The following is a 23,345-nucleotide window of genomic DNA, read 5'->3' as shown; positions in this document are numbered from 1 at the left end:
GAAATTTATCTTTACTTTTGCCTCTTGCCTCTTACCTATTTACAAACTAGATAGCACCTCTTTAGCAGCAGCTAATGTCTGTTCAATATCTTCGGAAGTATGTGCTAAAGAAGTAAAACCAGCTTCAAATTGAGATGGGGCTAGGTAAATACCATGCTCTAACATTCCGCGATGGAAACGACCAAATTTAGCTGTATCAGCCTTTTTGGCATCTTCATAGTTATGCACAGGTCCAGCGGTAAAGAATAGCCCAAACATGGCACTAATATGACCACCACAGGCAGCATGACCCGTATCTGCACAGATTTTTAGCAATCCATCAGCTAACTGTTTGGTAATTTTTTCTAAATACTCATAAGTACCGGGTTTGCTGAGTAGTTCCAGGGTTTTAATTCCTGCTGTCATGGCTAAAGGATTACCGGAAAGAGTTCCAGCTTGATAAACTGGGCCTGCGGGGGCAACCATTGACATAATCTCACGACGACCACCGTAAGCACCAACGGGTAAACCACCACCAATGACTTTACCCATTGTAGTTAAGTCGGGGGTAACACCAAATTTAGCTTGTGCGCCACCGTAGGCAATGCGGAAGCCTGTCATGACTTCATCAAATACTAATAATGCCCCATATTCTTGAGTAAGTTCCCGTAGTCCTTCTAGGAAACCAGCATCAGGGGTAATAAAACCAGCGTTACCAACTACGGGTTCAAGAATGACTCCGGCGATTTCGTGGGGGTTTTGTTCAAATAAGGCTTTTACGGCTTCCAAATCATTGAAAGGCGCGGTTAAGGTGTTGGCTGTGACGGATTTTGGTACTCCTGGGGAGTCAGGTAAACCCAGGGTAGCAACACCAGAACCGGCTTTGACCAGGAACATATCTGCGTGTCCGTGATAGCAGCCTTCAAATTTGATCAATTTTTCTCGATTTGTAAAGGCTCGCATCAGGCGTAATACCGCCATACAAGCTTCTGTGCCAGAGTTAACGAATCTGACCATTTCGACGCTAGGAACGGCATCAATGACCATTTCGGCTAAAACGTTTTCGAGAGCGCAGGGAGCGCCAAAACTTGTGCCTTTATCTAGGGCTGCGTGTAGTGCGGATATGACTTCTGGATGAGCATGACCACAAATAGCGGGGCCCCAAGTCCCAACATAGTCAATGTATTTGTTGCCGTCTACATCCCAAATATAAGCGCCATTCACACGATCAAATACGATGGGTTGTCCACCGACGGATTTAAAAGCGCGAACGGGAGAACTGACTCCTCCGGGCATCAGGTTTTGAGCAGCAGCAAAGATTTCTTGTGATTTTGTGGTTTTAATGGTGGTGTTTACCAAGGGTATCTCCTCTGAGGTGGTGATTAAAATTGAGCTTCTATCTTAGGATAGGGTGAAAAGTTGCTTGTGAATTTCTCTGGTATGGGATTAGCTGAAAATGGTATCTTGAGTCAAAGAATTATTGTAAATTAACTGGTATGTCTTCTTCTGAACTGAAATCGCTTTCATCTGCTATCCCTGTGGACAAAATTCGCTACGATGACAAGGGTTTAGTGCCGGCAATTATCCAAGATTATTTGGATGGAACTGTGTTAATGATGGCTTGGATGAATCGGGAATCGTTGCAAAGGACTTTGGACACTGGGGAAACTTGGTTTTGGAGTCGTTCCCGGCAGGAATTTTGGCACAAGGGCGCGACTTCTGGACATATTCAGAAGGTACAAACTATTCGTTATGACTGTGATAGTGATGCTCTGTTAATCGGGGTGGAGCAGTTGGGTGATGTAGCTTGTCATACTGGAGAACGTAGTTGTTTTCACCAGGTTGATGGCACGGTGACACCACCACCAGGGGATAGTTTATCACAATTGTTTGCGGTAATTTGCGATCGCCGCGATCATCCTAATGAAGATTCCTATACCTGCAAGTTATTGGCTGGTGGTGATAATAAGATCTTGAAAAAGATTGGTGAGGAAAGCGCGGAGGTAGTCATGGCCTGCAAGGATGATGATGCCGATGGAATTGCTGGTGAAGTTGCAGATTTGTTTTATCATACTCTTGTAGCCTTAGCGCATCATCAGGTTGATTTAAAAGCAGTTTATCGGAAGTTGCAAGAAAGAAGGAAATAGGCTAATTTATGAATAATTGTCTGATAGCGTAGCGTGGTGCAAGCCATATCAGGATAACCAGGATTTGAGGATTTAGAGGATTGATGGTTAACATTTTTACTGTCTGAATCAGGATAACCAGGATTTGAGGATGTACAGGATGATGATGAAAATTGTAGGTTGGGTAGAATGAAATGAAACCCAACATTATATTAATTGTCACAAATCAGGATAACCAGGATTTGAGGATGTACAGGATGATGATGAAAATTGTAGGTAGTAAAATCACAATTTTATGATTTCAACAATGACAGACAAATAAACATCCTGAAAATCCTTTAATCCTGGATATCCTGATTCTGACAAATAAATTATAAAATTCACCAACAATTAAACAATCAAAATCCTGAAAATCCTTTAATCCTGGACATCCTGATTCTGACAAATAAAGACACAAAATCAAACCATCAATTAATCAATAACATCCTGTAAATCCTGTACTTCGACTTCGCTCAGTAACCGGTTATCCTGATTCAGACAAATAAATTATAAAACTCACCAACAATTAAAATCCTGTAAATCATAATTCTAAAAAACCAGGAAAAACTAAAAATGACTATTAACACAATTTTAGCAGAATTTAGACAAAATTCCACGTCTCCCCGTGAATTAGGTGATAAGTTTGAACGATTAATGTTGAATTTTCTCAAAACTGATCCCATTTATAAAGAGTATTTTAGCGAAGTCTGGTTATGGATGGATTTCCCGAAACGGGGAAATATGCCTGATACAGGTATTGACTTAGTAGCAGTAATCAGAGATACTGGCGATTATTGTGCTATTCAATGTAAATGTTATGGAGAAGATCAAACTTTAGAAAAATCAGATATAGATTCATTTTTTACCGCTTCCGGGACAAATTTATTTAAAAAACGCATGATTATTTCCACTACAAACAAGTGGAGTAAAAATGCCGAAGCAGCATTAGAAAATCAACAAATTCCTGTTATTCGTGCTGATATTTATGATTTAGCAAATAGTCCCATTAATTGGGATAAATTCAGTTTCAAAAATCCTGATCATTTAGAACTTAAACCAAAAAAACAAATTCGTCCTCATCAACAAACCGCTTTAGAAAAAGTCCTCGCTGGGTTTAAAACGGGAGATAGAGGTAAATTAATTATGGCTTGCGGTACTGGTAAAACCTTTACTGCTTTGAAAATTGCGGAAAATTTCCCTAGAGAAAATAATTTAATTCTCTTTTTAGTTCCTTCGATTTCTTTACTTTCCCAAACCTTGCGAGAATGGACTGCTGAAAGTGATATTAATTTTCATAGTATTGCAGTTTGTTCTGATGTGAATGTGGGTAAAAATAAGAAAAAATCTAAAAATGATGATGTTGCAGATATTACAGTTAATGATTTAGCTTTTCCTGCCACAACTAACGCTGATGATATTATTAAATCCTATCAAAAAATCCGTGAAAATAATACCCCAAATGTTAATAATCTACCAAATGTAGAGACGTTCCATGGAACGTCTCTACAAAAAAATGGAACGTCTCTACAAAAAAATCCAACGTCTCTACAAAATCAAAATCAACATAATCAATCAGAATTAACCGTTATTTTCTCCACTTATCAATCAATTCAAGCTATATCAGATGCACAGAAACAAGGTTTACCAGAATTTGATTTAATTATCTGTGATGAAGCCCATAGAACCACAGGTGTAACTATTTCTGGTGAAGATGAATCTTATTTTGTCAGAGTACATAATCAAGATTTTATCAAAGCTAAAAAACGTCTTTACATGACAGCAACTCCAAAAATATTTAGTGATGATACCAAAGTCCAAGCACAGGAAAATGACGCTTTTTTATGTTCCATGGATGATGTAAATATCTATGGTAAAGAATTTCATCGGTTAAGTTTTGGGGAAGCTGTCAGCACTGGTTTATTAACTGATTATAAAGTCATGGTTTTAGCTGTTGATGAAAAATTTGTGAGTGCAACTTTTCAACAACAATTAGCAGACGCAAATAATGAATTAGATTTAGATGACGCGGTAAAAATTATCGGTTGTTGGAATGGTTTAGCAAAACGTTTAATTAAAGATGCTCAAGGAGAAGATATAGAAGATATCAACCCCATGAAACGTGCGGTTGCTTTTTCTCGCACGATTAAAGATTCTCAAAAGATTGTTAAATTATTCGCTGATATTATTAATCAATATCAACAATTAAATCCTGATGATGAAGATTTATTACAATGTAATTTAGACCACGTTGATGGTACTCAAAACTCCTTACAAAGAAACGGTAAATTAGAATGGTTAAAAGCTGAACCCCCCCTACAAGGGGGGGGAAATAGCGGTAATATCTGTCGAATTTTATCAAATGCGCGGTGTTTATCGGAAGGTGTGGATGTTCCGGCTTTAGATGCTGTGATGTTTCTCACTCCTCGTAATTCTGTGGTGGATGTGGTACAGTCCGTTGGTAGAGTGATGAGAAAAGCTGAGGGGAAAAAATACGGTTATATTATTTTACCGGTTGGTATTCCTGCTGATATACCTCCCGAAATTGCTTTAAAAGATAATCAAAAATATAAGGTAATTTGGCAAGTTTTACAGGCTTTACGCTCCCATGATGACCGATTTAATGATACTGTCAATAAAATAGAATTAAATAAACGTCGTCCTCCCCAAATTGCTGTTATTGGAGTGGGAGGTAAAACTGAAAATGATGGTAGTTCTCAAAGTGCAAAAAAAGGAAGTTCTTACAAACAATTAGAATTAAATTTTCCCATTGAAGAATGGAGAAATGCCATTTATGCGAAAATAGTTACTAAATGTGGTGATAGACAGTATTGGGAAAAATGGGCTAAAAATGTAGCGGAGATTGCTGATACTCACATTTCCCGAATTAAAGCATTATTAGAAAATTCAGAATCAGAAGCGAAAAAAGTATTTGATGAATTTATCACAGGGTTACATCAAAATATTAATCCTAATGTCACCGAAGATGAAGCCATTGAAATGTTATCTCAACACTTAATTACCAAACCGGTTTTTGATGCTTTGTTTGAGGGTTACGAATTTACTAAATATAATCCGGTTTCCCAGACAATGCAAAGAATGTTAGATGTGTTAGAAGGTCAATCTTTGCAGAAGGAAGTCAAGACTTTAGACAAGTTTTATCAAAGTGTGCGAGAACGCGCTAGTGGTATTGATAATGCAGAAGGAAAACAGCGGATCATTATTGAATTATATGATAAATTTTTCCGTGCGGCTTTTCCCCGGTTGGTAGAAAGATTGGGTATTGTTTATACTCCCGTGGAAGTGGTAGATTTTATTATTAAAAGTGCTGATTTTGCTTTAAAACAAGAGTTTGGTGTGGGTTTAACTGATGAGGGTGTGCATATTTTAGACCCCTTTACCGGGACCGGTACTTTTATGGTGCGGTTATTGCAAAGTGGGTTAATTAAACCAGAGGATTTACAACGGAAGTTTACTTCAGAATTGCACGCAAATGAGATTGTTTTATTAGCTTATTATATTGCAGCAATTAATATTGAGGAAAGTTATCATTTTTTAACTAGATCCCCCCTTACCCCCCTTAAAAAGGGGGGAAATATAGAAGTCCCCCTTGATAAGGGGGATTTAGGGGGATCTTCTTATCAACCTTTTAATGGCATTGTTTTAACGGATACTTTTCAAATGTTTGAAAATGCAGGTTATTTGTTAGAAAGTATCTTTCCTGAAAATAATCAACGGGTAATTAATCAAAAGCAAAGGGATATTACTGTGATTATTGGTAATCCTCCTTATTCTGCTGGACAAACTAGCGAAAATGATGGGAATAAAAATCTCAAATATGAAAATTTAGATCAAAAAATTGCCAATAGTTACGCTAAACATTCTACTGCTACGAATAAAAACAGCCTTTATGATTCTTATATTCGCGGTTTTAGATGGGCTAGTGATAGAATTAAAGACCAAGGTATAGTTTGTTTTGTCAGTAATGGTTCATTCATTGATAATAATGCAATGGATGGTTTTAGAAAATGTTTAGTAGATGAATTTACTAGCATTTATTGTTTTAATTTACGAGGTAATGCGAGAACTTCTGGAGAACAAAGAAGACAAGAAAAAGGTAATGTTTTTGGTGAAGGTACAAGAACTACTATTGCGATTATTTTCTTAATCAAAAATTCCAGTAAGAAATCAGAAAATAAAGTATTTTATCATGATATTGGTGATTATTTAAGTCAAAAGGAAAAATTAGATATTATTAAAAATTTCGGTGATATTTCTACTATGAAATGGCAAGAAATCACCCCTAATGAAAATTATGATTGGATTAACCAACGCAATGATGATTTTGAAAGTTTTATTTCATTGGGTGATAAAAAAGATGCAACTAGTAAAACTATTTTTGATGTTTATTCAAGAGGTGTTTTAACAAGTCGTGATACTTGGTGTTTTAATTTTTCTCGCCAAGCAATTATTAATAATATGACTAGAATGATCGACTTTTATAATGAACAAGTTGAGGAGTTCAAAAATCATTTAAAAGGTCAAACTTTAACTAATGCTGAACAAAGAAAGAAACAAGTAGAAAGTTTTATTGATAATGATGCTAAAAAGATTAGTTGGACAGATACTTTAAAAACAGATTTAGGTAAATTAATTAATCATACTTTTACAAATCAATCTTTATTTCAAGGAATATATAGACCTTATTGTAAACAATGGTCTTATTTTAATAAAGATTTTAATGAAAGAACTTACCAAATGCCTAAAATTTTCCCAAATCAAAATTTAGAAAACTTAGTAATTTGTGTAACTGGACGTGGTTCTACAAAAGAATTTTCTGCTTTAATAACTAATATTTTACCAGACTTAGAGTTAATTTCTAAAAGTCAATGTTTCCCCTTATATATCTACGAAAAACAAAGCGAACTAGGATCACTATTTGCAACAGCAAACACAGAACAATACACCAAAAAAGAAAACATCTCCGATAGCATCTTAAAAGAATATCAGCAAAAATATCAAGACAAAACCATCAGCAAAGAAGACATCTTCTATTACATTTATGGAGTATTACATTCACCCGAATATAAACAACGCTTTGCATCAGACCTCAAGAAAATGTTACCACGAATCCCCTTTACAGCCGATTTTTGGACATTCAGTCAAGCCGGTAGAGAATTAGCGTATTATCATATCAACTATGAAACCATAGAACCTTATGAATTAGAAGAATTTAAAAAAGAATTATATTTAGATCACCAAGATTATCAAGTCGAAAAAATGGTCTTTGGTAAGAACAAAAACGGCATAGATAAAACCATCATCATCTATAATAGTAAACTTACCCTATCGCAAATCCCCCTAGAAGCCTACGAATATATAGTAAATGGCAAATCAGCCCTAGAATGGATAATGGAAAGGTACAAAGTCACCAAAGATAAAGATAGTGGCATAATTAACGACCCTAACCATTGGTCAGAAAATCCCCGTTATATAGTGGAATTAGTCAAAAGGATTGTGAAAGTAAGTTTAGAAACAGTGAAAATAGTTAATAGCTTACCAGCATTGAATGAGATTGTCTGATAATATTTGTCTGAATCAGGATAACCAGGATTATAGGATTTACAGGATGTGATTTTTAAATTTCTGGTTTAATTTTGTATCTTTTTGTCAGAATCAGGATAACTAGGATTATAGGATGTGCAGGATGTAATTTTTGTTTACTAAAAGATGATAAATATAGATTAAATAATGATATCATATCTTTAAATTCTGATGCTATGATGCAAACAGAAAATTGATCAATAACATCCTGTTAATCCTGAAATCCTGGACATTCTGATTCTGACAAAAAAAGACACAAAATCAAACCATCAATTAAACAATAACAATCCTGAAAATCCTGAAATCCTGGACATCCTGATTCTGACAAAAAAAGACACAAAATCAAACCATCAATTAAACAATAACAATCCTGTAAATCCTGTAAATCCTGGACATCCTGATTCTGACAAAAAAAGACACAAAATCAAACCATCAATTAAACAATAACAATCCTGTTAATCCTCAAATCCTGGATATCCTGATTCTGACAAATTCCCACAGAAAAATAATCAATAACAATCCTGTTAATCCTTAAATCCTGGATATCCTGATTCTGACAATTAAATATTGAGGCGCGGGCAAGATGCCCACCCCACAAGATGATAGAATTATCTAAACTACAACCTTTTCCAAAATCAACTTAGAACGCTTCATTTTTTCAGGAATAGCCACAGGATAATCACCAGTAAAGCAAGCTGAACAAAAACTATTAGTATCTTCTCTGGTGGTTTCTAGCATTCCTTTCCAACTCAAATAAGCTAAACTATCAACTTGTAATTGCTTGGCTATTTCCTCAACTGACTTCGTAGCAGCAATTAATTGATCTTGGGTATCAGTATCAATACCATAGAAACAAGGATGAGTTACAGGAGGAGAAGAAATTCTCATGTGGACTTCGGACACACCAGCATCACGCAAGGCTTGCACAAGTTTACGGCTAGTAGTTCCCCGGACAATGGAATCATCAATAATGACAACTCGCTTACCGAATAAGACATCTTTAAGGGGATTAAGTTTCATTTTAATCCCTGATTCCCGCATGGCTTGGGTAGGTTGAATAAAGGTGCGACCGACGTAGCGATTTTTAATCAGTCCTTCACCATAAGCTATACCAGAAGCTTGAGAAAAACCAATGGCCGCAGGAATACCAGAATCAGGAACACCAAACACTAAATCAGCTTCTACAGGGGCTTCAGCCGCCATTTTCCGTCCTAACCGCATTCGATAACTATATAAAGTTTCGTTGTGCATGAGGCTATCAGGACGGGCAAAGTAGATCATTTCAAAGATGCAAAGTTTGCGTTCTGATTGTTGATGCCATTGAAATGATTCTAAACCAGTTTCAGTGATCCAAACCAATTCTCCAGGGGCAACATCACGCAGATATTCCGCACCGATAATATCTAAACCGCAGGTTTCGGAAGCGAGAACATAACGGACTGGTTTACTATCTAAAGTACCAATGACTAAGGGACGAATGCCGTTGGGGTCACGGACTCCCATTATACCATCAGGTGTGGCAATAGTCAGACTAAATGCACCCTCGCAACGATGAAAGGCACTCATAGCCCCTGTTACCCAATCTGCACCAGCGTTGACTTCTTGAGCGATCGCATAAGCAATCATTTCCGAGTCCGTGGTCGTGATTAAGTTAAACTTATCTTTGAGTAACTCTTCTCGCAATTTTACGGTATTGACTAAATTACCATTATGTGCTAGAGCTAATAAACCCAACCGAGTTTCGACTACAGCGGGTTGGGCGTTAACTTTACGACTAGAACCGGTAGTGGAATAGCGATTATGACCAACTGCCAGATTTCCGGGTAATTGATCTAAGATAGTTTCATTAAAGACTTGAGACACCAAACCCATATCTTTGTGCTGGTGGACACGCGTACCCTCAAAGGTAGCAATCCCAGCAGATTCTTGACCCCGATGCTGAAGAGCATACAATCCAAAGTAGGTCAATTTAGCAACGTCTTGTTCTGGGGCATAAATGCCAAACACACCACAAGCTTCTTCTGGTTTGTCACAGGCGTTTTCATCCGAGGTAACGGAATTAAGGGGAATCATGCTGGTATTGCTCCTGGTGGGGTGTCGATTCAGTGGGAACTAGGAATTGGTGATTGGTGATTGGTGATTGGTGATTGGTGATTGGTGATTGGGAATTGGGAATTGGGAATTGGGAATTGGGAATTGGGAATTGGGAATAATTAATTTTTATCCTGACTCCTGACTCCTGACTCCTGACTCCTGACTCCTTCTTCTTAACAAATCTTTAACCATCCATTAAAACAGTACCGTAAATTGGTTAAGAATCAAGTGCGAATTGTGAATTTTCGTATTCAAACCTTGATTTTTGCTGTTGATTAGGTATTGGTGTAGATAGCGAGACGTTTAGAGATTGCCTGAGAATAGCGATCGCTCATATCTTCGAGACTAACCTGGAGTAACTTATGGTTATCTGCGGTTAAAATCTCTAAATTACCGGAATTAGTTACTGTTCCCAGTTTTTGCCAATTCTCTGGAAGAGTTCGGTGTAAATAGGATTCCCATTTTTCTTGGCTTTCTCCACTCACAGAAACTAAAATTCTCGCCCCACCTTCACCAAAAAGAACTTCATCAAAACGGGAATCGTGATTTGCACTAATTGGGAAATTAATTTCCGCCCCCAAATTCCCAGAAAGACAAGATTCCGCTATAGCTACAGCCACACCACCCTCAGCCGAATCATGGGCAGAATTTACCCAACCAGCGCGAATACCCTCACGACAAGCCTTTTGTACCAGTCGTTCTAAATCAAAATCAATTCTAGGGGGCTTACCAGCGATCGTATTATGAATAGTTGCCAAATATTCAGAAGCACCTAATTCTATTTTATATTTTGGATTTTGGACTTCGACTTCGCTCAGTCGAACGATTTTGGATTGAATTGATAAACCTAGAAGATAAATTATATCATCTGCATTTTGCCAACCTTGTCCGCAAATTTTGGTTAAATCAGGAATCAATCCCACCATACCCACAACCGGAGTCGGGTAAATTGGTTGAGGATTACCTTCCGCGTCAAAAGTTTCATTGTAGAGAGAGACATTCCCCCCAGTTACCGGCGTTCCCAACTCCCGACAACCCTCACTCAAACCCCGACAAGCGGACGCTAATTGCCAATAACCAATGGGTTTTTCTGGACTACCAAAATTGAGGTTATCCGTCACAGCGATGGGTTCAGCACCCACACAGCTAAGATTGCGGGCAGCTTCCGCGACTACTGCCTTTGCCCCCTCATAGGGATCAAGATAAACATAACGAGAATTACAATCTACCGTAGCTGCAACGCCGGATTTTAGATTTTGGATTTTGGATTTTGGATTTTGGGGTGCTTCTAAGGGACGGATACGAATGACAGCCGCATCAGCACCACCGGGTAACAATACGGTATTATTTTGAACTTGATGGTCATATTGGCGATAAACCCAGCTTTTAGAAGCAATAGAGGGAGTATCTAACAAAGTCAATAGAATCTGATTCCAACTTTGCAGACTTCCTGCAATTTCAATACCCGCAGCATTGCCAACAGGTAAACTATCACTTGTCCATTGCCATGCTTTTTGGGCATATTCGGGGACTTCTGTTAATAATTCTCTTTCATACAAAGGCGTATTTTCCGCCAAAGCATCAGCCGGGATTTCGGCAGCTATTTTCCCCTCAAACCAAATTCTGACAATGGGTTCTGCAATTACAGTCCCCGCAACCACCGCTTGCAGTCCCCAACGGTGGAAAATATCAATTAATTCCTGTTCTCGTCCTTTTTCGGCCACAAACAACATTCGTTCTTGAGATTCCGAAAGCAGGTATTCATAGGGAATCATTCCCGATTCCCGCACCGGAATTTTGTCTAAATCGAAGTCAATCCCCACACCACCTTTTGCAGCCATTTCCGAAGTGGAACAGGTGATACCCGCAGCCCCCATATCCTGTGCCGCAACTACAGCCCCGGTTTTAAATGCCTCTAAACAAGCTTCAATTAAGGACTTTTCGACAAATGGATCTCCCACTTGCACAGCGGGACGGTTATCCATTGATTCCTCAGTCAATTCCGCACTGGCAAAACTTGCGCCGCCCATGCCATCCCGTCCGGTGGTTGAACCGACATACAGCACGGGATTTCCTAAGCCTGAAGCCCCTGATTTGACAATTTCTGCCGTTTCCATCAAACCCAGTGCCATGACGTTGACCAGGGGATTGACCGAGTAGGCGGGGTCAAAATAGACTTCACCACCTACAGTCGGCACTCCAACGCAGTTACCATAATGGCTTATGCCCGCCACTACGCCTGTAAACAATCTTTGGGTTTTGGGATCATTCAAATCACCAAAGCGCAAAGAGTTTAATAAGGCTATGGGACGCGCCCCCATGGTAAAAATATCTCTTAATATCCCACCTACTCCCGTGGCTGCACCTTGAAATGGTTCAACGGCGGAAGGGTGGTTATGGGATTCTATTTTAAACGCTAATTGTAGTCCGTCGCCGATATCCACAACTCCAGCATTTTCACCGGGTCCAACAAGAATGCGGGGTCCGGTGGTGGGAAACTGTTTGAGTAATGGGCGGGAATTTTTATAACAGCAATGTTCTGACCACATCACCCCAAACATTCCTAGTTCGGCTTTGTTGGGGTGACGGCCTAAGCGGCGGACGATTTCGGTATATTCTTCTGGTTTTATGCCTTCTGAGGCTATTTCTTGGGGGGAAAAGGGATTTTCACCAAATGTGGTCATGGAAGTTATGCACCAAGAGGACAGAGAAATATTCTATCTGAGATTCCCAACTTCTTTTTTTTTAATCTTGTCATTGACAAAAATTTCTGGTAAATGGGCTGGAATCGTATCAGGTTTGTGTTTGACACTCCCCGGTCTAAAGACGCGGGGATTCTTAAGATTTTACAATCCTAATATCCTGTTCACACAGGTTCCCAGACTCAGTACGTTTGCACAAAAGTGCGTGCTGATACCGCCAGTTGCTCTACTTGGGGAAACCCCAAGACCGCACTGGCTCATCTTCTGGGCGTTTAGCTGTTAAACAGCAAGTTTCGCGGAGTCCCCGCGTACTATTTTGAAACCTCTATCTCTGATAGTCTTTGCAGCACCAATATCGGCGTGTTCGTGATATCCGCATTCCGTACAAATGAATTTCTCACCATCACGGTTTGACTTATCAGTATGCCCACAATTTCTGCATTCTTGACTGGAGTATTTAGGATTAATTTTAATTACAACTTTTCCTTGCTTCACAGCGAGATACTCAATTTTTAAAATTAAATCACTCCAACTTGCATCAGAAATAGAACGGTTTAATCCTTTTTTTCTAGATTGCCCATTCTTTAAAAATCTTCCAGTTTTTTCATCGGTCTTAACTTGGCAACGCCTCAACATACCGGAGACATTTAAATCTTCTAAAGCAATAGCATCAACCTTTCTAGAAACTATTGTATTAGCAACACTCCATTGATAAGCAGTCCTTTTATCTGTAATCTTTTTGTGAAACCGTCCTACCTTATTAGCTGCTTTTTTACGATTCTTACTACCCTTGACTTTACAATTAATCCGTCGCTGTCTGATTTTTAAAGTGCGTCTAGCTTTTTTTAGATATGGTAATGCCGTTATTTGAATATCACCAGCACTGCGTCGAGGGTTTTTGAGTTTGCCATCCTTGTTAGTTTTAGCATCTTTCCACGGCTCTCCACTTGCTCCATTTTTACTGACAAAACAAGTTAATGGACAAGCTTCTGCTTTAGTCCTAATATCGCAATAGTCACCTTGAATAAATTGCTGATTGTATTGAGCTATTCTGTCAGCCAAACTCCAATTGTAAGTAGACCGGAGCATATCTAGCCAACCGTCCATTTTATCGGATTGACTAATATTAGGACGTAGCTTATATACATAGTTTGTTAGCAAATATAAGTCCCTCCCATTGTTGTTTCCTTTATTTGATTAAACAATAGCCATATACAAATAGCAAGTAAATATTTTAAGGTTATGGCTAAGTTTTCTCCAGACGAGTACAGGCACGAAAGCAACGCAGTCTCACTGCTGAATTGTCTATTGCGTAAAATTTGATTAATTTCTTTTCTTACTAATGCCCAAAATGGATTATCCAATAATTGAAGCATAAATTTCATAAAATGTCTTTACCTTGATCTTGTAGTTTCCCTTTCTTTTTTGTTACTCTAACTCACATAAGGCGTTAACTTACTTAAATTAATAAGATCATCATTATTAGGCTTTTTTGCGGTTAAGTTTTAGCGTGAGTCTGATTTTATACTTGTTAATCCTAAGCATTCAGCTAATTGTGCAATTTTGAGTTCTGCTTGTTCAGCCCTGATTCTTGAGAATTGGGCTTTTTCTTGACCATAAACCTAATTCTACTCCTCAAGGTAAAATAGAATAATGTCGACATTCATTACTATGGGATGAACAATGAAACAAATAGTCGGTTCTGATACGGCATTTCTATGGCTATCAAGAGATAATAATTAAATCTTCAATCAATCTTGATTATCATCTGACACAAAATTAATAATTAGTTTCATAACTAATGACTAATAACTGATGATTGATCACTAATTAGGTCTTGTTCTGATGTCAAATATTTATAATACCCAAGAGTTAATTCAGATATTGGCAACCGAACGCCAAGCTTGCTTAAAAGGTGAACGTTTAAAGTTAGATGTAACTGTTTCTGGTAATCCATTTATAGATCAGTTTGTCAGAACCGACGGACTGCAAAGATTCACGGCCTACCAAGATTTTAAAACCTCTATTCATGAATATCAACGAGAAAATCAAGTTTCTGGAATTATCTGGAAAGATATGACTGTTAAAGGTAAAAATCTGCATTATCCAGAAATTGATACTGAATTAATCGCTTTAGAAAGTGATTTAGAAATATTGAAACCTGCCAAAGATACAATTTTAGAATTTTGGTATTTAGTCACAGGGGAAATGGATTTACATTTAAGTTTTAGTAATGGTAAACAACATCAAAAAATTGTAAAAGTAGATGTAGAAAGAATTGTCCAAAGAACAGAATGGGCAACTTTATTAAAATGGGAAAATCCGAACTTTCTAGAAATCATTTTACAATTAGGTTGGGGACAACCCCAAGAAGCAGCTTATAAACGGGGAAGACCACTAGCAGGGAGTGAATTTATTCATGCAGTTAATCCGGGATGTTATCCTATCGGTTAATATGAGGATTTTCATCAAGGTGTGGGGGTTGGTTGTGGTGTTATTTCGGAAGTAGGAACACCCATATAAAAAAGTAGAAATACTAAAACAAATGCTGCAAATGCTCCTGTGGCTTTAACTTGGGTTTTTGTCCTCATAAAAGGTATTGAAGCTTGTAAACCAAGATCACCAGAAACTAAATAACCGACAATACCAGCAAATGCAGATGCTAAAAATCTTACAATAGCTAAAGCATTACCATTCATACTTCTAGTGGTCTGTCAAGCTAAAAGTTGTGAGTTTGAGGAGTTTGAGGGAAAATAGAAAGGCTATTTACAGTAAACCTCAGCAGATATTCTAATAACTGATTATGTTTAAGACCTATATTGTCCGGTTAAGTCAAGAAGAACGGCAGACCCTACAAGATTTGGTATCCACAGGCAAAGCAGCAGCTTACAAAATTAAGCACGCCAATATTCTGTTAAACATTGATGTCAATGGACAAGGATGGACGGATGAAGAAGCTGCGACCGCCTTCAGTTGCCACCGAAACACAGTTGCAAATCTTAGAGAGCGATTGGTAAAAGAAGGCATAGAGTCAGCATTAAACCGCAAACCCAGTAAAACGCCGCCTCGTCAAACGATTATTGATGGAGAGGTGGAAGCAAAACTAATTGCCTTGCGTTGTGGGGAATCGCCTGCTGGTTATGCTCGTTGGACATTGCGATTACTGGCAGACAAGGCAGTCGAGTTAGAAATTGTGCCAGCAATTAGTCACGAAACCGTGCGTCAAGTGCTAAAAAAAACGAACTCAAACCTCATCTGCGGCAGATGTATGTAATTCCACCGGAACAAAGTGCCGAATTTGTATCTCATATGGAAGATGTTCTGGAGATTTATCACTTGCCCTATGACCCCAAGTATCCAGTGATTTGCATGGATGAGCAACCTATACAATTGGTCAAAGAAACCCGCGTTCCTCTGCCAGCTAAACCTGGACACTCAGAGTCGGTGGATTATGTTTTGCGATCGCAATGGAACAGCCAATATTTTTATGTTTACATAACCCTTGTCTGGGTGGCGTAAAACAGTCGTCAGTGACCGGAGAACAGCGGTTGACTGGGCAACAGAAATTAAGCACTTACTCGATAACGACTATCCCGATAGCGACAAAGTTATTTTAGTATGTGACCAGCTAAATACTCATAAACTTGCCTCCCTATATCAAGCTTTTGAGCCATCCATTGCCCGTCGTCTGGTTGAACGCTTGTCCATTCACCACACCCCTAAACATGGTAGTTGGCTCAATATCGCTGAAAACGAACTGTCCGCAATGACTCGACAATGTTTAGATCGTCGGATTCCTGACCGCGAAACTTTAGAACAAGAAACAACGGCTTGGTATATTCAACGCAATCATTTACAAAAATCTGTAGATTGGCAGTTCACAACAGCGGATGCCCGTGTCCGTCTCAAGCGTCTTTATCCACAAAATTAATATTGACAGACCACTAGTGCCAATTTTGGAAAGTTTATGGAATCGGTTATTTCTGCATCTATGATTGTCTTAGTAATTCGGACTCGTCAATCTATTTTCCACAGTAAACCCAGTCCATACCTGTTTGGTGCAACAATAGCGATCGCTATAATTACATTGATTATTCCCTATACTCCCTTAGCATCTGTGTTGGGTTTTCAAGCCTTACCTTTGAGTTTTGTCCTCATTTTAATGGCAATAGTTGCCCTCTATGTCACGGCTGCGGAAATTGTTAAAGGTATTTTTTACAGTCGGGTAAAGTTTTAACTAATATTTCTCTTTTTTGAGCCATTTTTTGTGAGGCTGTTCCGAATTATTTAACCATCATATTCGGTATCTATTTCAATATCTAGTGTGTCTTCATCAATCCTGATATACAAAATATTAGGACGGCAACAAACTTGACAATCTTCTATATAGTTTTGTTGCATTCCGGCACTGAAATCAATAAAAGTTACGTTTACTTCTCCACAATAAGCACAATAAAACTCTGATGTATTTTGCATTTTCTATATCTACTTAATAATTTATTTATTTTCCCACACTTTAATATTAAATGATGAAATTGTCAATTGGCTATTTTCTATAATCATTAAAATTATACCAATTTTATATAAAGGTGTGCTAAATAAATTTTATAGCGTGGAGAATCTCTACTCATGCAACTTCTGGACAACAAAGAATAAATTTTATCTTTAAAAGGAAATAATATTAGGCTAAATTAGATTCATACAGGACTTACGCAACTGGCACATTGGTAGGGTGCGTCCGACTGCATAAATCCTGCAAATAAACAGATTGTTGATATACTAAACACGGGTGAGATTTAAACTTTTGCCAAATGACAAAGAACCCAGATGTGTAGGGGTAAAGCAAGAGCTAAACCCCTACGTTTAGAATCAAACAATCAAGCCGTTTTGAGTATATCTGACGCACCCTACAACAGATTTTTAGTGTGACACTTGCGTAAGTCCTATAATCAAAGAACCATCAAGGAGAAACTATGTCAGCGGAAAAGCCTAGTATTTTGGTAACGGGGGGAGCAGGATATATTGGTTCTCATACGGTGTTAGCCCTCAAGCAAGCCGGTTATGAGGTGGTAATTCTTGATAACTTGGTGTATGGACATCGGGATTTGGTAGAACAGGTTTTGCGGGTAGAATTGATCGAAGGGGATACAAGCGATCGCCTTTTATTAGATAATCTTTTTCAGAGTCGTAATTTTGCCGCAGTTATGCACTTTTCCGCCTATGCTTATGTAGGTGAATCTGTAACAGATCCCGCTAAATATTACCGTAACAATGTTTTAGGAACGCTGACACTATTAGAATCAATGTTAGCAGCTTCTATTAAGAATTTTGTCTTTTCTTCTACCTGTGCCACCTATGGTGTACCGAATTTTATTCCGATTACAGAAGATCATCCCCAAAATCCCATTAATCCCTATGGGGCAACTAAATTAATGGTAGAAAGGATATTAACTGATTTTGATGTGGCATACAATTTTAAATCAGTGCGTTTCCGCTATTTTAATGCTGCTGGTGCTAACCCCCAAGGATTATTAGGAGAAGATCATCATCCCGAAACCCATTTAATCCCTTTAGTATTACAAACAGCATTAGGTCAACGAGAAGCTATTAGTATTTTCGGAACTGATTATCCTACTCCTGATGGTACTTGTATTCGGGATTATATTCATGTAAATGATTTAGCAGATGCCCATGTTTTGGGGTTAGAATATTTATTAAATGGTGGTGAAAGCGAAGTTTTTAACTTAGGAAATGGTAACGGTTTTTCAGTTCGAGAAGTGATTGCTGCGGCAGAAGATGTCACAGGTATGGTAATATCAGTGCAGGAATGCGATCGCCGGATTGGAGATCCTCCAGCTTTAATTGGTACAAGTGAAAAAGCCAGAAAAATCTTGAATTGGCAACCTCAATATCCAGGTATTAAGGATATCGTTTCTCATGCTTGGCAATGGCATCAAACAAGGCATAAATAACTTTTAGTGTAAGTATTATCTCCCCGATTTCTACGATTGATTCATCACTTATTGACATCATTAAAGGAGAAGTCGGGGAGCTTCCGCTCTTGTTGATTCAACTTTCCAGATGGTTATTTTTCAGTAATTCTAAATATTTTAAAGCTTCATGTTTAGATAAAATTTCATCAGTTTTGCTAATAATTTTCTAAAATTTCTTCTATTTGTTCAAATTCAGTCATAGGGATTTGTGCAGCAATTAGTTTTTTATTTTGATCTCAAATATAATTCTTATTGTCAGAATCAGGATATCCAGGATTTAAGGATTTACAGGATGGAGTTATTTTTGAGGATGAAAGATTAAGCGATACCTACGGTAAGCTAACACCCAGCTATTGAAGTATATTTTTAAGTTGTTCTATAGTATATGGTGGATTTTTCCGATGTATCATCCCATGACAATTAGGACATACTGGACGTAAATCTTTAATTGGATCAACTTCGTATTCTTGATTAATTTCCGATAAAGGAATTAAATGATGAACATGAATAAAACCTTGACCAATTTCACCATAAACTTTTTCAAAGTTAAACCCACAAACATAACAAGTTATGCCATAATATTCAATACATTGTTTTCGAGCTTGATTACTTCTTTCATAAGCATTAACTGTTACTTGACGAATAAACCCTTCTTTTAAGGTTTGAGTTTCTTCTGTTTCTCTTACTTCATCAGGAAATAATAGGATATCATCTATTACACTAACAGAATCGAAAAAGTATTCAAAATCTAGTTTTGGATTATTTAAAATATTACAGACTAAATCATATATTTCTTCTTCAGGATATGCTTTAAATCCATCATAAATTTCTTTTTCAACACGCCATAAATCTCTTTGCCACCAACCTTTACGACTGTTTTCATGATAAGGATCAAAAGCATCTCTAAAATTTTTAAGTGTATTAGATGAAATTTCAAGCATAGAGCCAATTTTCTGATGTGTTTCCCCTTTGTTACCAAGTCCTAATCTCTGATAACTATCTTTATCAAATCTTGAAAGATAATAACCTACTATATAAGCATAGGGACAATTACAATCACTAAATGAATCTATCAGGCGATCCCAATTATCAGGTTTTTTCATTATTCACAACTCCTTTTGATTATCAAAAATATTGTGTTTAACTATTCCCAAATATTCAACCTAAGCGACTGCAAACTCTGTAAACTTGCGAGTTTCAGGATCATGAAAAGCTAAAACAATATCCTCTTGTGGTACACCTTCCCTTAATAACTCAGTTGCAATACCTTCCTCAGTCCAATCTTCTTCAATGTAAATTTTCTCATTTTTAATTCTGACATAAACAGTAATACCTCTAACTTTGTGATCATTATGCCAACCTGTTTGAAACCAAAGATATTGATCTCTTTGTTCATCAAAAGCTAGAATACTATCAACACCATCAGGATTAGGCGTTTGTGATGCTAATTGCTCATATTCATTCAGAATTTTCTTGATCACATTGCGATATTGGTTTAATTTATCCATTGTACTATCTCCTCCTTATTCAAATCAACAACTATTAATTTTAAATCATTTTCTGCCATGATGAACGAAATCGCTTTTTGCAGAAAAAAAGATTGATAAATACTGCGACTTACCCCTAAATAAATTGTTACTTTAGGAAGAATAACTTTTAACAAGGTACGATAAATAATATATTGCCCTAAAGCTGTTTCAAATTCACGCATGGGTGAACGACCAATAAAACTTTTAATTTCTACAATAATTTGTTGTCCATTGCGTTCAATTTCTAAAGTTCTATCAGCTAATAAATCAGCAAATAATTGTATCTCCTCATATTTAATAGTATAAGGATCACGAATAATCATCCAACTGTCTTTAATCAAGGCATTTTTAATTGCTTCATGGTAAGTATCCCTAGCTGACATAAAAATTAAATTCAGAAAAATTTTAATAATCTGATCATAAACTATAAACTGTCTATTTCTGACAAATTCGTTTACCAGTAACTCCTGTAACAATTCCCTTACAATAAAATAAAGAAAGCAAGACATTACAGGATCACAATCTAAACCATGCTACAAGAATATCGTCAACAGGTTGCCGATCGCGCTCAATTGGGTATTCCTCCTTTACCATTAGACGCACAACAAACATCAGCATTGTGTGAATTACTGAAAAATCCACCCACAGGCGAAGAAGAGTTATTATTAAATTTATTACGCGATCGCATTCCCCCTGGAGTAGATCAAGCTGCTTATGTAAAAGCTGGATTTCTGACTGCGATTGCTAAAGGAGAAATTACCAGTCCTTTAGTTTCACCAGTTGACGCAGTAGAATTACTGGGAACGATGATTGGTGGTTACAACGTTCAATCCTTAATTGATTTACTCCAAGTTTCCAGCACCTCTGTATCAACTTCTTCAGAAACACCCTTGGTAATGGGAGGAGAAGGAAGAGAACAAATCGCCGCTTATGCAGCCAACGCTCTCAGCAAAATTATGTTGGTGTATGATGCTTTCCATGATGTTTTGGAATTGTCCAAAACCAACCCCTACGCCAAACAAGTGGTAAACTCTTGGGCAGAAGCAGAATGGTTTACGTTGCGTCCCACATTACCAGAATTTATCACTGTTACGGTTTTCAAAGTTCCCGGAGAAACCAACACCGACGACTTATCACCCGCAACCCACGCTACAACCAGACCAGATATTCCTTTACACGCTTTGGCGATGTTAGAAACTCGTCAACCGGGAAGTTTAGAAACCATTGCAGAGTTGAAGCAAAAAGGTCATCCTGTTGCTTACGTTGGTGATGTCGTGGGTACAGGTTCTTCTCGTAAATCTGCAATCAATTCTGTATTATGGCATTTGGGCAATGATATTCCCTTTGTGCCAAACAAACGGGCGGGAGGTTATATTTTAGGAAGTGCGATCGCTCCCATCTTTTTTAACACAGCCGAAGATGCCGGTGCATTACCCATTCAATGCGATGTCAGCAAAATGGCAACCGGTGACGTAATTACCATTTATCCCTACAAAGGAACTGTTCTCAACGCCGCAGGAGAAGTAATTTCCACCTTCAGCCTCAAACCTGACACCATTTTAGACGAAGTTCGCGCAGGTGGACGCATTCCCCTACTAATTGGACGTACCCTCACCGATAAAACCCGTCTAGCATTGGGTTTAGCGCCCAGCACTTTATTTATCCGTCCTCAAGCCCCAGTGGACACCGGCAAAGGCTACACATTGGCGCAGAAAATGGTCGGTAAAGCCGCTGGTTTGCCAGGAGTACGTCCGGGGACATCTTGCGAACCAATCATGACTACAGTGGGTTCTCAGGACACTACAGGCCCAATGACCAGAGACGAATTGAAAGAACTCGCTTGTTTAGGTTTCAGTGCAGACTTAGTAATGCAAAGTTTCTGTCATACAGCCGCATATCCCAAACCTGTGGATATTAAAACCCACCAAGAATTACCCGACTTTATCTCCTCCCGTGGTGGTGTGGCGTTGCGTCCTGGTGATGGTATCATTCACTCCTGGCTAAACCGGATGTTATTACCCGACACCGTGGGAACAGGTGGAGATTCCCATACTCGCTTCCCCTTGGGTATATCCTTTCCTGCGGGTTCGGGTTTAGTAGCGTTTGCTGGTGCATTGGGTGTCATGCCTTTGGATATGCCAGAATCAGTTTTGGTCAGATTTACAGGAGAATTACAACCAGGAATTACTTTAAGGGATGTTGTCAATGCCATTCCTTATGTGGCTATGCAAAAAGGTTTGTTAACTGTCGAGAAGCAGAACAAGAAAAATGTTTTCTCTGGCAAGATTTTGGAAATTGAAGGTTTACCAAATTTGAAAGTTGAACAAGCTTTTGAATTAACTGACGCTTCCGCAGAACGTTCTTGTGCTGGTTGTACAATTAAATTAAGCGAAGAAACAATTGCGGAATATTTACGTTCCAATATTGCCCTTTTAACTAATATGGTAGCCCGGGGTTATAGTGATGCCAGAACTATTATGCGCCGGGTGGCAAAAATGCAAGAATGGTTAGATCATCCAGTATTATTATCTGCTGACGCTGATGCCGAATATGCAGAAATAATTGAAATTGATTTAAGCCAAATCACAGAACCAATTGTAGCTGCTCCCAATGACCCAGATAATGTTAAGTTATTATCGGCAGTTGCCAATGATCCTGTACAAGAAGTTTTTGTGGGTTCTTGTATGACAAATATCGGGCATTATCGAGCAACTGCGAAGGTTTTAGAAGGTGCAGGAGATGTGAAAGCGCGGTTGTGGATTGCACCTCCTACAAGAATGGATGAACACCAATTAAAGGCGGAAGGTGTTTATGATGTTTTCGTGGCTGCAAAGGCGAGAACTGAGATTCCCGGATGCAGTTTATGTATGGGAAATCAGGCGCGAGTTGATGATAATACAACTGTGTTTTCTACCTCGACTCGTAATTTCAATAATCGCATGGGTAAAGGCGCTCAAGTGTATTTAGGTTCGGCGGAATTAGCAGCGGTTTGTGCATTATTGGGAAGGCTTCCTAATGTGCAGGAATATTTGGATATTGTGGCTGAAAGAATTCATCCTTTTGCTGATGATTTGTATCGCTATTTGAACTTTGATCAAATTGTTGGTTTTGAGAATGAGGGGAGGGTGATTAGTAAGGAGGAACAGGCTTTGTTGGTATAATGTAATTGGGGTGAGTCTTGATGACTCACCTTGATTTTAAGAAGTTTATATTTAATCTAATTGTTAAGATTTTTTACTCTATCTAAATTAAGCTATTTCAGTGATAAAGTGATAAAATGTA

General features: G+C 38.1%; 15 protein-coding genes and 1 pseudogene. 7 read left to right on the top strand and 9 right to left on the bottom strand.

All coding sequences use genetic code 11. The annotated features are described in order from the left end of the window. Positions 1–39: 39 nt before the first annotated feature. Positions 40–1,338, bottom strand: coding sequence for a glutamate-1-semialdehyde 2,1-aminomutase (gene hemL, locus FJR09_RS11350; protein WP_168652588.1), 1,299 nt, complete (start codon positions 1,336–1,338; stop codon positions 40–42). Positions 1,339–1,475: 137 nt separating this feature from the next. Between hemL and hisIE the strand changes: the two genes are divergently transcribed. Both hisIE and FJR09_RS11340 read left to right on the top strand, forming a co-directional pair. Beyond that, positions 1,476–2,126 carry a bifunctional phosphoribosyl-AMP cyclohydrolase/phosphoribosyl-ATP diphosphatase HisIE gene (hisIE, locus tag FJR09_RS11345; RefSeq protein ID WP_015083067.1) on the top strand — a complete coding sequence of 217 codons (651 nt, stop codon included), beginning with the start codon at positions 1,476–1,478 and terminating at the stop codon, positions 2,124–2,126. Between the two features lie 591 nt (positions 2,127–2,717). Next, positions 2,718–7,724: a type ISP restriction/modification enzyme gene (locus FJR09_RS11340; RefSeq protein WP_168652589.1), complete on the top strand. Its 5,007-nt coding sequence runs from the start codon at positions 2,718–2,720 to the stop codon at positions 7,722–7,724. Positions 7,725–8,357: 633 nt separating this feature from the next. On the opposite strand, the gene purF is transcribed toward FJR09_RS11340, so the two are convergent. The 3 genes from purF to FJR09_RS11325 all read right to left on the bottom strand — a co-directional run bounded on the left by purF (position 8,358) and on the right by FJR09_RS11325 (position 13,702). Next, positions 8,358–9,818: an amidophosphoribosyltransferase gene (gene purF / locus FJR09_RS11335; RefSeq protein WP_015083069.1), complete on the bottom strand. Its 1,461-nt coding sequence runs from the start codon at positions 9,816–9,818 to the stop codon at positions 8,358–8,360. Between the two features lie 296 nt (positions 9,819–10,114). Further along, complete coding sequence (purL, locus tag FJR09_RS11330; protein ID WP_168652590.1) at positions 10,115–12,523, bottom strand: phosphoribosylformylglycinamidine synthase subunit PurL; 2,409 nt, start codon at positions 12,521–12,523, stop codon at positions 10,115–10,117. Positions 12,524–12,820: 297 nt separating this feature from the next. Next, a complete protein-coding gene (locus FJR09_RS11325; protein ID WP_015083071.1) occupies positions 12,821–13,702 on the bottom strand; it encodes an RNA-guided endonuclease TnpB family protein in 882 nt (293 codons plus the stop codon). A 684-nt stretch (positions 13,703–14,386) separates the two neighbouring features. Between FJR09_RS11325 and FJR09_RS11320 the strand changes: the two genes are divergently transcribed. Then, on the top strand, positions 14,387–14,995 hold the full coding sequence (locus FJR09_RS11320; protein WP_015083072.1) for a hypothetical protein: 609 nt from the start codon (positions 14,387–14,389) through the stop codon (positions 14,993–14,995). Between the two features lie 14 nt (positions 14,996–15,009). On the opposite strand, the gene FJR09_RS11315 is transcribed toward FJR09_RS11320, so the two are convergent. Beyond that, the gene (locus tag FJR09_RS11315; protein WP_041458563.1) at positions 15,010–15,240 is read right to left on the bottom strand and encodes a hypothetical protein; all 231 of its coding nucleotides are present in this window, start codon (positions 15,238–15,240) and stop codon (positions 15,010–15,012) included. Positions 15,241–15,344: 104 nt separating this feature from the next. On the opposite strand from FJR09_RS11315, the pseudogene FJR09_RS11310 reads away from it, so the two are divergent. Continuing rightward, positions 15,345–16,472 (top strand): annotated as a pseudogene (locus FJR09_RS11310) (IS630 family transposase). A gap of 36 nt (positions 16,473–16,508) precedes the next feature. Further along, positions 16,509–16,778 carry a cation transporting ATPase C-terminal domain-containing protein gene (locus FJR09_RS11305; protein ID WP_041458565.1) on the top strand — a complete coding sequence of 90 codons (270 nt, stop codon included), beginning with the start codon at positions 16,509–16,511 and terminating at the stop codon, positions 16,776–16,778. Positions 16,779–16,828: 50 nt separating this feature from the next. On the opposite strand, the gene FJR09_RS11300 is transcribed toward FJR09_RS11305, so the two are convergent. Then, complete coding sequence (locus FJR09_RS11300) at positions 16,829–17,017, bottom strand: CPXCG motif-containing cysteine-rich protein (RefSeq protein ID WP_148761195.1); 189 nt, start codon at positions 17,015–17,017, stop codon at positions 16,829–16,831. Between the two features lie 497 nt (positions 17,018–17,514). Between FJR09_RS11300 and galE the strand changes: the two genes are divergently transcribed. Then, positions 17,515–18,513, top strand: coding sequence for a UDP-glucose 4-epimerase GalE (galE, locus tag FJR09_RS11295; protein ID WP_168653362.1), 999 nt, complete (start codon positions 17,515–17,517; stop codon positions 18,511–18,513). A gap of 371 nt (positions 18,514–18,884) precedes the next feature. On the opposite strand, the gene FJR09_RS11285 is transcribed toward galE, so the two are convergent. Genes FJR09_RS11285 through FJR09_RS11275 form a run of 3 tightly spaced genes read right to left on the bottom strand, consistent with a single transcriptional unit; the run spans position 18,885 to position 20,446 of the window. After that, a complete protein-coding gene (locus tag FJR09_RS11285) occupies positions 18,885–19,637 on the bottom strand; it encodes an HNH endonuclease (RefSeq protein WP_015083076.1) in 753 nt (250 codons plus the stop codon). Between the two features lie 60 nt (positions 19,638–19,697). Then, entirely contained in the window at positions 19,698–20,042 is a 345-nt protein-coding gene (locus FJR09_RS11280; RefSeq protein ID WP_015083077.1) for a XisI protein, read from the bottom strand. Continuing rightward, positions 20,030–20,446 (bottom strand): element excision factor XisH family protein, encoded by a 417-nt coding sequence (locus tag FJR09_RS11275; protein WP_015083078.1) that lies wholly within the window; start codon positions 20,444–20,446, stop codon positions 20,030–20,032. Before FJR09_RS11275 ends, FJR09_RS11280 begins: the two co-directional genes overlap by 13 nt. Before the next feature lie 147 nt (positions 20,447–20,593). Here FJR09_RS11275 and acnB point away from each other — a divergent pair, with 147 nt between their 5' ends. After that, positions 20,594–23,224 (top strand): bifunctional aconitate hydratase 2/2-methylisocitrate dehydratase, encoded by a 2,631-nt coding sequence (acnB, locus tag FJR09_RS11270; protein WP_168653363.1) that lies wholly within the window; start codon positions 20,594–20,596, stop codon positions 23,222–23,224. Positions 23,225–23,345: the final 121 nt, after the last annotated feature.

It is taken from the genome of Dolichospermum sp. UHCC 0406 (genome assembly GCF_009712025.1).
GTDB lineage: Bacteria > Cyanobacteriota > Cyanobacteriia > Cyanobacteriales > Nostocaceae > Dolichospermum > Dolichospermum lemmermannii.
This window is presented reverse-complemented; position numbering and strand designations above follow the sequence as displayed.

Bases quoted from the DNA above. Each gene is read 5' to 3' on its own strand.
- FJR09_RS11320 (WP_015083072.1), top strand. From the start codon at position 14,387: ATGTCAAATATTTATAATACCCAAGAGTTAATTCAGATATTGGCAACC.
- FJR09_RS11285 (WP_015083076.1), bottom strand. From the start codon at position 19,637: ATGAAAAAACCTGATAATTGGGATCGCCTGATAGATTCATTTAGTGAT.
- galE (WP_168653362.1), top strand. From the start codon at position 17,515: ATGTCAGCGGAAAAGCCTAGTATTTTGGTAACGGGGGGAGCAGGATAT.
- acnB (WP_168653363.1), top strand. From the start codon at position 20,594: ATGCTACAAGAATATCGTCAACAGGTTGCCGATCGCGCTCAATTGGGT.
- FJR09_RS11340 (WP_168652589.1), top strand. From the start codon at position 2,718: ATGACTATTAACACAATTTTAGCAGAATTTAGACAAAATTCCACGTCT.
- purF (WP_015083069.1), bottom strand. From the start codon at position 9,818: ATGATTCCCCTTAATTCCGTTACCTCGGATGAAAACGCCTGTGACAAA.
- FJR09_RS11305 (WP_041458565.1), top strand. From the start codon at position 16,509: ATGGAATCGGTTATTTCTGCATCTATGATTGTCTTAGTAATTCGGACT.
- FJR09_RS11275 (WP_015083078.1), bottom strand. From the start codon at position 20,446: ATGTCAGCTAGGGATACTTACCATGAAGCAATTAAAAATGCCTTGATT.
- FJR09_RS11280 (WP_015083077.1), bottom strand. From the start codon at position 20,042: ATGGATAAATTAAACCAATATCGCAATGTGATCAAGAAAATTCTGAAT.
- FJR09_RS11300 (WP_148761195.1), bottom strand. From the start codon at position 17,017: ATGCAAAATACATCAGAGTTTTATTGTGCTTATTGTGGAGAAGTAAAC.
- FJR09_RS11315 (WP_041458563.1), bottom strand. From the start codon at position 15,240: ATGAATGGTAATGCTTTAGCTATTGTAAGATTTTTAGCATCTGCATTT.
- purL (WP_168652590.1), bottom strand. From the start codon at position 12,523: ATGACCACATTTGGTGAAAATCCCTTTTCCCCCCAAGAAATAGCCTCA.
- hisIE (WP_015083067.1), top strand. From the start codon at position 1,476: ATGTCTTCTTCTGAACTGAAATCGCTTTCATCTGCTATCCCTGTGGAC.